The 11,302-nt window shown below is 69.6% G+C and carries 9 protein-coding genes; 5 read left to right on the top strand and 4 right to left on the bottom strand.

The window, feature by feature from the left end; genetic code table 11:
* Positions 1-227 precede the first annotated feature (227 nt).
* Entirely contained in the window at positions 228-983 is a 756-nt protein-coding gene (locus tag ACVBEQ_RS26090) for a class F sortase (RefSeq protein ID WP_447156379.1), read from the top strand.
* 39 nt (positions 984-1,022) lie between these two features.
* Here ACVBEQ_RS26090 and ACVBEQ_RS26085 read toward each other — a convergent pair whose 3' ends face one another.
* On the bottom strand, positions 1,023-2,015 hold the full coding sequence (locus ACVBEQ_RS26085; RefSeq protein WP_447156356.1) for a CPBP family glutamic-type intramembrane protease: 993 nt from the start codon (positions 2,013-2,015) through the stop codon (positions 1,023-1,025).
* A 70-nt stretch (positions 2,016-2,085) separates the two neighbouring features.
* Complete coding sequence (locus ACVBEQ_RS26080) at positions 2,086-2,250, bottom strand: hypothetical protein (protein WP_447156355.1); 165 nt, start codon at positions 2,248-2,250, stop codon at positions 2,086-2,088.
* A 147-nt stretch (positions 2,251-2,397) separates the two neighbouring features.
* Between ACVBEQ_RS26080 and ACVBEQ_RS26075 the strand changes: the two genes are divergently transcribed.
* A complete protein-coding gene (locus tag ACVBEQ_RS26075; protein ID WP_447156354.1) occupies positions 2,398-3,126 on the top strand; it encodes a DUF2510 domain-containing protein in 729 nt (242 codons plus the stop codon).
* Between the two features lie 6 nt (positions 3,127-3,132).
* On the opposite strand, the gene ACVBEQ_RS26070 is transcribed toward ACVBEQ_RS26075, so the two are convergent.
* A complete protein-coding gene (locus ACVBEQ_RS26070) occupies positions 3,133-4,635 on the bottom strand; it encodes an alpha/beta fold hydrolase (RefSeq protein WP_447156353.1) in 1,503 nt (500 codons plus the stop codon).
* 275 nt (positions 4,636-4,910) lie between these two features.
* On the opposite strand from ACVBEQ_RS26070, the gene leuA reads away from it, so the two are divergent.
* The gene (gene leuA, locus ACVBEQ_RS26065) at positions 4,911-6,710 is read left to right on the top strand and encodes a 2-isopropylmalate synthase (RefSeq protein WP_447156352.1); all 1,800 of its coding nucleotides are present in this window, start codon (positions 4,911-4,913) and stop codon (positions 6,708-6,710) included.
* A gap of 135 nt (positions 6,711-6,845) precedes the next feature.
* On the opposite strand, the gene ACVBEQ_RS26060 is transcribed toward leuA, so the two are convergent.
* Entirely contained in the window at positions 6,846-8,885 is a 2,040-nt protein-coding gene (locus ACVBEQ_RS26060; RefSeq protein WP_447156351.1) for an outer membrane protein assembly factor BamB family protein, read from the bottom strand.
* Positions 8,886-9,087: 202 nt separating this feature from the next.
* Here ACVBEQ_RS26060 and ACVBEQ_RS26055 point away from each other — a divergent pair, with 202 nt between their 5' ends.
* Together ACVBEQ_RS26055 and ACVBEQ_RS26050 are read left to right on the top strand one after the other, a co-directional pair.
* Positions 9,088-10,338, top strand: a complete 1,251-nt coding sequence (locus tag ACVBEQ_RS26055; protein ID WP_447156350.1) for an MFS transporter — start codon at positions 9,088-9,090, stop codon at positions 10,336-10,338.
* 149 nt (positions 10,339-10,487) lie between these two features.
* Positions 10,488-11,302, top strand: an 815-nt coding sequence (locus ACVBEQ_RS26050; protein WP_447156349.1) for a formate/nitrite transporter family protein, incomplete at its 3' end; no start/stop codon positions are given.

Genomic DNA, 11,302 nt, shown 5'->3' with positions numbered 1-11,302 from the left:
CCAAAGGATGGGACTCTGTTTCCGCTCCGCCGTGCAGACGACGTGCCGCGACACGGCAGACTCGCCCGCCGGGCGACCAATCCGCGCCCGCCGGGGAGCCGAATGACACATGAATAGTCCCGGCGGAAACTCGGTGGGAACCTGGCACGGCTAGCGGTGAGGATGACAACGTGCGCATAACTTCCCCCCGCCGGCTGATCGCCCGTGTGGCGATCTGCGTTGCGGGGATGGCCGTGCTGATCGGCTGCGCAGGTACTCCGGCGCCGGACAATGCGCGCGGCGTTGACGTCACCACTGCCGCAGCCGCGCAACCCGCGGCTTCGTCGCCGTCCACAGCGTCCGTCGCGCCGACCCGGGCGGCGTCGGAGTCGCCGTCGCCGACAGCCCCGAAACCCTCTTCGACGCCCACCTCGGCACCCGCGAAGGCACCCGCGAAGGCGCCCTCGAAGGCACCCCCGAAGGCGCCCTCGATCGCTGGTGCGGTTCAGCCGGCGCCGAATGCGCTGATCCTGCCGCCTTCACCGCCGGTCGCCTTGTCGGTTCCCGCCATCGGCGTGGACGCCGCACTGATCGACCTCGGTCGCACACCGGACGGGGCGATCGAAGTGCCGTCGCTGGACGATCCCGACTCCAAACCGGGCTGGTACGAGAACTCCCCCGCACCCGGGAGTCTCGGACCGGCGATCATTCTGGGACACGTCGACTCGCGAGAATTCGGCCCAGGCGTGTTCTTCTTACTGAACCAGCTGAAACCCGGCGATTCCATCGACGTGACGCGCAATGACGGCACCGCCGCGATCTTCACAGTCGATACCGTCCAGACCGTCGAAAAGAAGGATTTCCCGACCTCGGAGGTCTACGGCAATCTGGACCACGCAGGCCTCCGGCTGATCACCTGCGGCGGCGAATTCGATGAGAATGCCCGCAGTTACGAATCCAACATCATCGTTTTTGCCTCACTGGCCGGTTCACGCTCGACCTGATCGCGCCGTCATCCCGGTCCGACGTCGCGCGTCGGCGACTCAGCCCAGTGCCAGCAACGCGGCGACCGCCACCCCGTTGAACACCACGTGCGTGACGATCGCGGGGCCGAGCCGCCCGCTCCAGATCGTCAGCCGGGCCAGCACCCACCCCGCCAGGAACAGGCCGGGCAGCAACACGACCGCGGAGGTGAGGTCGTTGACCTCCGACACGTGCAGCAACGCGAAGATCGTCGACGTGACGGCGATCGACACCCAGATCCGGCGCCGCGGATCGGCGAACCGCGGAGTCCCCGACCGCCGCCACAGACTGGCCAGCGCGGACCGCAGGCCGAGCCCTCGGAAGAAGATCTCCTCGATCACCGGCCCGATCACGGCGATGGCCAGCATGTTCGTCACCAGCCAGAAGCCCGTGCCCAGCCCGTTCTCGAGGATCGAATCGAGATTCGACGTCGGCTGCTGACCGGTCAGCGACGAGTACACGATCGCCCAGATGCCGACCGCGAAGCGCAGGCCCAGGCCTGCGCCGAGGCCGATCGCCAGGTCGATCGGCTTGAAGGTCAGCCCGAGGTCGCGGACGAGGTTGCCGGTGCCATGCCGACGGCACGCCCACACGGCGGTGCCGAGCAGCCCGACCCACACCGGCAGCGCCGATACCAGCAGCCGGGCGCCGCCCCCGTCCCAGGACCCGATCTGCAACGGCGCCGAGACCAGCAGGCTGACCAGCAGCACCGCGCCGAGGCCGGCGAACACGTCGACGAAGCTCCACGGTGACGCAGGCAACCGTTCCGGCTTCGCGTCCGGACCGGGCTGCGCGTCCGATCGGGGAGAAGGCCCGACCCCGGGAACCGGGGCAACGACCGGGATCGGCTGGGTCGGCGGGTCGAACGCCGGCGGGTCGAACGCCTGCGGGTGGAACGCCGGCGGGTCGACGGCCGGCGGGGCGGCGGGCTGGTCGACGGCCGGCGGGTGGACCGCCGGCTGTTCAACAGCCGGCGGGGCGGCGGGCTGGGTGGTCGGGTCGACGGCGCTCACCCGGCCATCGTGCCTGCCCGCGCCGGGATCGATCGCCAAGGCACAATCGACCGGCCCCAATCAACAGGACTCAATCAACCGGACTCAATCGCCAAGGCTCAATCGACAGGGCTCCATCGACGACGGCACCGCAGCTGATGTTGATCACGGTGCCGGTCAGCGTCCTGGCCAGGGCCGATGCGGCGAAGGCGGCCACCTTCCCGACATCGACCAGCGACACCGCCCGGCCGAGCATGGTGGCCTCGACGATCGGCCCGGCGATGGCGTCCCGGTTCCTCGCTGTCGGGCAGCGAGGGGATGCGGCCGCAGAGCCGACCCCGACTGACAGACTCCGCTGTTACTGTCGGCGCCAGGGATCAGGACTGGTGATCGGGGGCGCGATATGTCCGTCGACGAACCGCGGTTGACGGCGGGTTGGTACCCCGATCCGGAGGAACCCACCGCCGAGCGATGGTGGAACGGCAGTCAGTGGACCTCGCACAGCCGCCCGTCCGTGCTGCTCGCCGATGACGCCGGGCTCGAGGGTGAATCGCCCCGTGCCTGGTCCGCCGCCGATGCCCCACTGGCCACGCTGTTGGACGTGCCGTCGACCGGAACGACGACCGGAACGACGTCGTTCAGCGGGTACGACACCAGCCGGCAGCCGTCCCCGCCCGCGCCGCTGTACATCCAGCCCGGCTGGTACCCCGACCCGAGTGGCGTTCCCGCGCAACGCTGGTGGGACGGCGCCGCCTGGTCGGATCACACCGCGCCGGCCGCCGGGTTCGGCCCGCCCGCCGCTCCGGGTGGCCGGCAGTACGGACGTGGCTACCCACAGGTGCACGTCCCCTACGGCAGTACGACGGTCGTGATGGTCGGACCCCGCAAGTCGGTCGGCGTCGCGCTCGTTCTGACGTTCTTCTTCGGACCGTTCGGGATGTTCTACTCCACCGTCAGCGGCGCGTTGATCATGCTGGCCGCGTGGCTGTTCGGCGGCGTGCTGGTGGGCATCATGACCTTCGGGTTCGGCTGGCTGGTCTGGTGGCCGGCCGTCTGGCTCACCTCGATGATCTGGGGTTGTGTGGCCGCCGGCAACCAGCCGGCGGTGCCGGTCGTCACCAGCTACCGCTGACCGACGTCAGGGGCGGGTGAACTCTGCGCGCCAGCGGGCCGACCCGTCGTCATCCACCAACCGCTCGACCTGGACCGGCGTCAGTCCTGCTGCTCCGAACCGTTCGATCTCGGCGCGGGTCAGTGGCCACGGCGGACCCTCGGGGTCGGTGTCGCTGTCGTCCCTTACCGCCTGGATCACCAGCAAGGTTCCGCCCGGGGCAACCAACCCGGCCACCGCGGCCGTCGCGCGCTCACGGAGCGACAGCGGCAACGCCTGCACCGTGTAGATCTCCACCACCAGGTCGAACGCTGCCGACCACTCGGCCGGCAGGTCGAACAGGTCCTGCACCGAATAGGCCACCGACGACCCGGGATGCCGGTCCCGGGCGATCGAGATCGCCGTCGGTGAGACGTCGAACGCGGTGGTCCGGAAACCGAGCCGGGACAGGTACTCCGGGTCCGCTCCGAGACCGCAGCCGACCACGATCGCGCGCCGCCCGTCAGCATCGCCCGCCGCACGATCGAGCCACTCCGCCAGCAGCGGCTGCGGCGCCTCCCGGTCCCAGGGCATCGACACCAGCCCGCGGTTGGCCGCACCGTACAGCCGGTCGAACCAACCCGTGGGATCGTCACGGGCAATGAATCTCTCGGCCAAGACGTCGGCCCGGGTCTGCCAATTCGGGGACGTCAACCTCACGATTGCCGGCACGACGAGATCCCAGACCCGTTGCGGGAGTTCGTGTCCGGTCGCCGGCAGGACGAGCAGCCGCGCACCGCCGATCTCATCGGCCAGCGCAACGCCGTGGCCGACGGGGAACATCCGGTCCTCCTCGCCGTGGATGATCAGGGTCGGGACGGTGATCTCGCCGAGCCTGCCGCGCCAGGTCTCGCCACCCTCGACCAGTGCGTGATTCGTCTGGCTCGCCGCGACGTCGGTCGTGCGGTCGAAGGCCTTCTCCGCGACCGCCCGGATCGCGGCCGCGTCGAACGGCACCGACACCGCGGCAAGCGGTCGGCAGCTCTCGACGATGTGGTCGATGGCGCGCTGCCGGTCCGACCAGTCCGGCTCGGCCGGCAAGGCAGCGAACTCCCGCGCCAATGCCTCGTCCATGCCGGGCAGGTCGGGATCGCCCGGGCCGGCGCTGCTGGAGATCACCGTCAGGGTCAGCACCCGATCGGGGTGTTCGAGCGTCAGCACCTGGGCGAGTGCACCGCCCATCGAGATGCCGACGACGTGCGCGGCATCCCGGCCGAGCGCGTCGAGGACGCCCACGGCGTCGGCGATCAGATCGGGGCCGCTGTACCCGGGACTGCCTGCGGGGTAGCTGGTCGAGCGCCCGGTGTCCCGGTGGTCGTACCGGATGACGAACCGGCCGCCGGCGGCGAGCCGGCGGCAGAAGTCGTCCTCCCACCAGTCCATCGATGCGTTCATCCCGCCGATCAGCAGGATGGCCGGATCGGACGCGTCGCCGAAGGTCTGGACGCACAATTCGACGTCGCCGACGCGCACCATGATCTCCTCGCCCATGACACCCACCTCCCTGACGACAACCACTGTGCCGGGACGGGCCGGCTTCGCAACTCGGATCGGTGCTTGCGCCGACCCTCACCGCCGGGGGTAGAGTCCGTCGCGTGGTGCGCACCGCAGCGCCCGGCGTCCTGACGACCGGCCTGCTTCTTCGCCGCCGCGACGGAGCCTGATTCTCGAGACTGGCTCCTCCGTCGCGGGTTGTTGTGCTGCCGGTCATCCCCTCGCCGAACGCCGGGGAATCCCCGGTCGGCTCACCCCAAGGACACCGAAACATGGGCACCCCGATTCCCTCCCGACTGCGCACCCCCGCCGGCCCGATCCCGGCCGGTCAGCACCCCTACAACCGGCAGCGCGCCAGTTCCATGCCGATCAACCGGTACACCCCCTTCACCCCGATCGACCTGCCCGACCGGCAGTGGCCCAGCACCGTCATGACCAAGGCGCCGCAGTGGTGTGCCGTCGACCTGCGGGACGGCAACCAGGCACTGATCGACCCGATGACCCCGGCCCGTAAGCGGCGGATGTTCGACCTGCTGGTGGCGATGGGTTACAAGGAGATCGAGGTCGGGTTCCCGGCCGCGAGCCAGACCGACTTCGACTTCGTCCGCGAGATCATCGAACAGGACGCCGTTCCCGAGGACGTCCGCATCCAGGTGCTGACCCAGGCCCGCCCCGAGCTGATCGCCAGGACGTTCGAATCCGTCGAGGGCGCGCCCTCCGCCCTGGTGCATCTCTACAACTCCACCTCGACGCTGCAGCGCCGGGTGGTCTTCGGTCTGGACCGCAAGGGCATCACCCGGATCGCCACTGACGGCGCCGAGGAGGTCGCGCGCTGGGCCGAGAAGTACCCGGACACCGACTGGCGCTTCGAGTACTCGCCGGAGTCCTACACCGGCACCGAACTGGAGTACGCCGTCGAGGTCTGCAACGCGGTATCGGCGATCTGGCAGCCCACCGAGCAGAACCCGATGGTCGTCAACCTGCCGGCCACCGTCGAGATGGCCACCCCCAACATCTACGCCGACTCGATCGAGTGGATGCACCGGAACCTGGAGCGCCGCAACGCGATCGTGCTGTCGCTGCATCCGCACAACGACCGTGGTACCGCCGTCGCCGCCGCCGAGCTGGGTTACCTGGCCGGCGCCGACCGGATCGAGGGCTGCCTGTTCGGCAACGGTGAGCGGACCGGCAACGTCTGCCTGGTGACGCTGGGGCTCAACCTGTTCAGCCAGGGCGTCGACCCGCAGATCGACTTCTCCGACATCGACGAGATCCGCCGGACGGTCGAGTACTGCAATCAGCTGGCTGTGCCCGAACGTCATCCCTACGGCGGCGACCTTGTCTACACCGCGTTCTCCGGGTCGCACCAGGACGCGATCAAGAAGGGCTTCGACCACCTGAACCGGGACGCCGCGGCCGTCGGCGTACCGGTCGACGAGTTCACCTGGCAGGTGCCGTACCTGCCGATCGACCCGAAGGACGTCGGCCGGTCGTACGAGGCCGTCATCAGGGTCAATTCGCAGTCCGGCAAGGGCGGCGTCGCCTACATCATGAAGACCGAGCACGGCTTGGACCTGCCGCGCCGGCTGCAGATCGAGTTCTCCCGGGTGGTGCAGGAGCACACCGACACCGAGGGCGGCGAGGTCGGCGCGGCGACCATGTGGTCCTACTTCGCCGAGGAGTACCTGGAGCCGACGACCCCGCTGCACCTGATCCGCACCCGGATCGAGAACCCGGAGGACGCCGAGAACGAGACCATCTTCGACCGGATCAGCGCCCGGATCGTCAGCCGCGGCGAAGAGCAGGTCGTGCACGGTGGCGGCAACGGCCCGGTGGCCGCGTTCTGCTCGGCGCTGGGCGAGGCCGGGTACGACGTGCGGGTGCTGGACTACGTCGAGCACGCCCTGTCCGCCGGTGGTGACGCCCGCGCGGCCGCGTACTTGGAGTGCGCGATCGACGGGCAGGTCGTCTGGGGTGTGGGCATCGACTCCTCGATCACCACCGCGTCGCTGAAGGCGGTGGTGTCGGCCGTCAACAGGGCGGCGCGGCAGGGCGACGACCGGGAGTCCTGACCGGGCACCTCGTCCAGTGGCACCGGTGTCGAGTGCTGTGGGTGTCGAGTGCTGTGCGTGTCGAGTGCTGTGGGTGCAGGGAATCCGGCACTCGGATCCCTGCACCTGTGGCAGTGGACCTGCCCGTTCAGCGCGTCAGCGGCCGATGTCGATGCGGTCGACGGTGACGACGGTCCCGGTGGCGGACGGGTTCTTCGTGCCCGTCACCCGGATCGTCGCGGTGTGCGTGCCGTTGGTCAGCGGGGGGCTTGTCCAGGACAACGCCCCGTCCCGGCTGACCGGGTCGTACTGACTGATGGCCGTTTCGGCGCCACCGTCGATCCGGATGCCGGCTATCCCCTGGTTCGGCCCCATCGAGAACCAGTACCGGATCCCGGTTCCGGAGAACCGAACGGTGACGGTGCTCCCCGCGGACTGGCTGCGGTGGTCGTTCCCATGGAACCGGGCCACTGCGGTGGAGGTGGTCCAGCCGGTTGAATACTGCAGTTGCTGCGGCCCGGTTCCGACCGCGGTGTCGTTCAGTGCCGTCACCGCGGGCAACTCGACCGGCAGCCCGAAGACCTTGATCCCGTCCCGGTCCAGGACGTACAACCGGCCGTTCACCGGTACAACGCGACCGCAGCGCACCGGGTTGATGTCCCGGATCGTCGTCCCGTCGGCGGAGTTCAAGGCCAGCAGCTTCTGGTTCGAGCCGCAGGAGCCGAAGTAGGCGATGCCGGCGGCGACGGTCGGAGTCGCCCAGAAGCCCTGGTCGTTGAAGCCGGCCACCCCGTCCAACTCACGCACCCAGCGGAGCGTGCCGTTCGCAAGGTCGAGCGCCGTGGCCCCGTTCGCATAGTTCCGCGTCAGGGTGGGTCCGTACAGAGTCTTGTCGGTGGTCGTCAGGCCGATGTAGACCAGTCCGTCGGCGATCGCGGGGCGGCTGGCCTTCCCCTTCACGTACCGGGCGCTGACGTCGTACGACCACTTCACCGCGCCGGTTGCGGTGTCCAGCGCGCAGGCGCCGATCGGGGTGACGCCGTCGCCGACCGGACTGGTGCCGGCGCCGAACACGACACTGCTGCCCGAAACAGCCGGTTCGCTCAACACCGCATCACCGGTTGACCGGATCCAGGCGACGGCCCCCGAATTGACCCGCAGCGCGATCGCCCGGCCGTCGTCGGTGCCGATGAAAGCCAGTTGCCCGCTGACCGCAGCCGCGCTGATCGGCCGGGTCAGCGTCCGACTCCACAACAGCGTGCCGTCGGTCGTCCGCAGCGCGAAGACCCGGCCGTTGTTGTCCGGTCCCGGAACTGTGCCGAACGACGGCCCTGTGGTCACGATCAGGTGCTCGCCCGCCACCGTGATGTCGGACGGGTACATCAGGTTGCCGTCGCCGAACCCCAGGTCGACTGTCCACCGAACCTCTCCGGTCGCCTCGTCGAACGCCGATGCGGCGCCGAAACTGGATACCGCGTAGGCGGAGTCTGCGTCGACCGCCATCGACTGATACCCCGCGACAGTGAACTGCGACCAGACGCCGGCCCCGGTGTCCGTACGCCGCGCACCACCTTCGAGAAACACCTTCCCGGCGGACACGAGCAGTTCCTGGTTGTCGTCGAAGACGGGAAAGCGACTGGCCCACTTCCCGGTGACCGTTGCGACGTTCCCGCGACCCAGAACGGCCTCGAACGGGTTCGTCCCGGAATGCGCCGCGGTGAGACCGGCCTGCTGCCAATCGGTTCGGACGATCACCGATGCCGATGCGGTCAACCGGCTGGCCCGACCGGTGACCACGATCGGTACCGGGCCGGGTCGGGTCGTCGCCGGGATGACGATCGACGTGCCGATTGCTTCCGCGCCGTCAACGGCGATCGAGGCGACCGGGACCGTGCCGACCAGCACGTCGGCGGTCTCGGCGGGGCGGAACCCGTTGCCCGCCAACGTCAACGAACCTGTCGGCAGGACCGCCGCAGCGCCGACCGTGACCCGCGGGCTGACCGGCACTGCGCCGGCCGCCTCCGCGATCGTGCCGGGACCGGCCGAAACGAGCAGCACCGTCACGCCGAGGAGGCCGGCGACAGCCTTCCGGCCGAACCTTCCCGGGCGCCGGGCGGATCGCGACACGGCCGATCGCGACACGGGGGGTCCCGACAGCGCGGATCGCGACAGGGTGGCCTTCGTGGGTGCGCGCATCTGGCGTCATCCTTCCGGTGCGGGTGGCTGGTGAGACGGAAAGCACCCGAGGTGACCGACGTGCCGGACCGGCGCTCGGGAAGGATGAATCGGCGCGACTATGGACCGGGAGCCACGGTGTCCAGCGTCACGGCCGGGCACCCGCTCCGGTTTGCAACGATAACTTCCTACCGGCCGCCGACGGAATGAGGATCGAACCGCAATGACGCAGCAGGGATCGGGGCCTGACGACAGCCTCACCCTGCGCGAGATCGCACCCGCGGCCTTCCTGCCGCCGGGCCTGTTCGCGGTCGGTCAGGGCGCGATCGCACCCGTCGTCGTCATCTCTGCGACCCAGCTCGGCGCCTCACCGGCGATGGCGGCCGTCGTTGTCGCAACAGCGGGGATCGGCCAACTCCTCGCTGACATCCCGGCCGGCGCCGTCGTGCACCGCTACGGCGAACGCCCGACGATGATCGGCGCGGCCGGCCTGACGGTGCTGGCCCTGCTCGGGTGCACCTTCGCGCCGACCCTCCTGGTATTCGCCGTCGGAATCTTCGGCACCGGGGTCGGCACGGCCGTTTGGCTGCTGGCCCGGCAGGCGTACGTCACCGAGGTGGTCCCGTATCGGCTCCGCGCGCGGGCGATGTCCACCCTGGGCGGCGTCTTCCGGATCGGGCTGTTCATCGGTCCGTTCCTCGGCGGCGCGGTGGTGCTGCTGACCGGGCTTTGGGGCGCCTACGCGGTGCACATCGTGGCCGCGATCGCCGCCGCCGCGGTGCTTCTCGTGGTGCCGGATCTCTCCCCCGACCGTGGGGTTCGGGGCGCCGCGGCCGTCGAACGGGCGCCCGTGCTGGGAGTCCTGCGCGAGCAGCGATCGGTGTTCGCCACGCTCGGGATCGGTGCCCTGGTGGTGAGTGCCGTCCGGGCGGCCCGGCAGGTGGTCCTGCCGTTGTGGGGCCAGCATCTCGGGCTGTCGCCGACCGCGATCTCGGTGATCTTCGGTCTCTCCGGGGCGGTCGACATGCTGCTGTTCTATCCAGCGGGGAAGGTGATGGACCGGTTCGGCCGGGTGTTCATCGCGGTCCCGTCGTTGGTCGTCCTCGGTGTCTCGCTGCTGCTGGTCCCGCTCACCCAGTCCGCCGCCGCCCTGCTCGCGGTGGGCCTGCTGATCGGGGTGGGCAACGGGATGAGCTCAGGACTGGTCATGACGCTCGGCGCCGACCTCGCCCCGCCGGGCCAGCGACCGGTGTTCCTCGGACTGTGGCGGGTGTTCTACGACGCGGGCAACGGCGTCGGCCCGTTCGTCATCGCCGGCATCGCCGCGGTGGCGACGCTCGGCGCCGGGATCGCGGCGATGGGCGGCGTCGGGCTGCTGGGCGCCGCCTGGCTCGGCATCTGGATCCCCCGTCGTGTCCCGCCGCCCGCGCCGTTGTCCACCTCCCGGTCCGCGGAGCCGAACCCGGAGCACTGACGCTTCACGCTGCGCCGCAACGGCGGTGATATCGGTATTGTCCGATTTCCGGACGACGTGCAGCGCCGCCAGTCGTTCCGCAAACGCATACCCCCGCAGCATTCTCGACTGGCAGCCGACCAACGGCAGCACCGACACCGGAGGCCCTCATGCCCGCGCGTGAACCGCAGGAAGTTGCCGAGCTCGCCGTGGCGATCGGCACCAAGAAGACCCATCGCCGGTGGGACAAGGTGCTGGTCAGCTCGTTCCTGGGTGGGGCCTACATCGCGTTCGGCGGTCTGGTGGCGATCACCGTGTCGTCCGGCCTCGACCCGGCGATCTGGGGGACGCTGCCGACGCTGTTCACCGGCATCGCCTTCACCCTCGGCCTGGTCCTGGTGCTGATCGCGGGATCGGATCTGGCGACCGGCAACATGATGCTCGTCCCACTCAGCGCGATGCGCCGAAAGATCGGGATGCGCGACGTTGCAGGCAATCTCAGTCTGGTTCTGCTGGGCAACCTGATCGGCGCCCTGTTCGTCGCCTACTTCCTGGCGGTGCAGACCGGGCTTATTGGGCACGCCGGGTCCGCGACCGGTAGTGCAGCGCTGACCTATGAGCGGCTCGCCCAGATCGCCGGCGACAAGGCGCTGCACCACACGCCGTGGCAGACCTTCCTGCGCGGGATCGGCTGCAACTGGCTGGTCTGCGTCGCGGTCTGGATGTCGCTGGCGGCCACCTCGGTGTCCGGCAAGATCCTGGCGATCTTCTTCCCGATCATGGCGTTCGTCGCGATGGGCTTCGACCACGTGGTGGCCAACATGTTCTTCCTGCCGGCCGCGATCTTCGCCGGCGACCCGAACATCAGCTGGGCCGACACCGGGATGAACTGGCTGCTGGCCGGGGCGGGAAATCTGGTCGGCGCTGTGGTGTTCGTGGCGACGTCGTACTGGTACCTGTTCCTAAAGGGTCAGCCCGACCGCGC

The organism is Nakamurella sp. GG22 (assembly GCF_052976845.2).
The sequence above is the reverse complement of the archived record's forward strand: the minus strand, read 5'-3'. Positions and strand labels throughout refer to the sequence as shown.

Bases quoted from the DNA above. Each gene is read 5' to 3' on its own strand.
- ACVBEQ_RS26070 (WP_447156353.1), bottom strand. From the start codon at position 4,635: ATGGGCGAGGAGATCATGGTGCGCGTCGGCGACGTCGAATTGTGCGTC.
- ACVBEQ_RS26055 (WP_447156350.1), top strand. From the start codon at position 9,088: ATGACGCAGCAGGGATCGGGGCCTGACGACAGCCTCACCCTGCGCGAG.
- ACVBEQ_RS26060 (WP_447156351.1), bottom strand. From the start codon at position 8,885: ATGCGCGCACCCACGAAGGCCACCCTGTCGCGATCCGCGCTGTCGGGA.
- ACVBEQ_RS26090 (WP_447156379.1), top strand. From the start codon at position 228: ATGGCCGTGCTGATCGGCTGCGCAGGTACTCCGGCGCCGGACAATGCG.
- leuA (WP_447156352.1), top strand. From the start codon at position 4,911: ATGGGCACCCCGATTCCCTCCCGACTGCGCACCCCCGCCGGCCCGATC.
- ACVBEQ_RS26075 (WP_447156354.1), top strand. From the start codon at position 2,398: ATGTCCGTCGACGAACCGCGGTTGACGGCGGGTTGGTACCCCGATCCG.
- ACVBEQ_RS26080 (WP_447156355.1), bottom strand. From the start codon at position 2,250: ATGCTCGGCCGGGCGGTGTCGCTGGTCGATGTCGGGAAGGTGGCCGCC.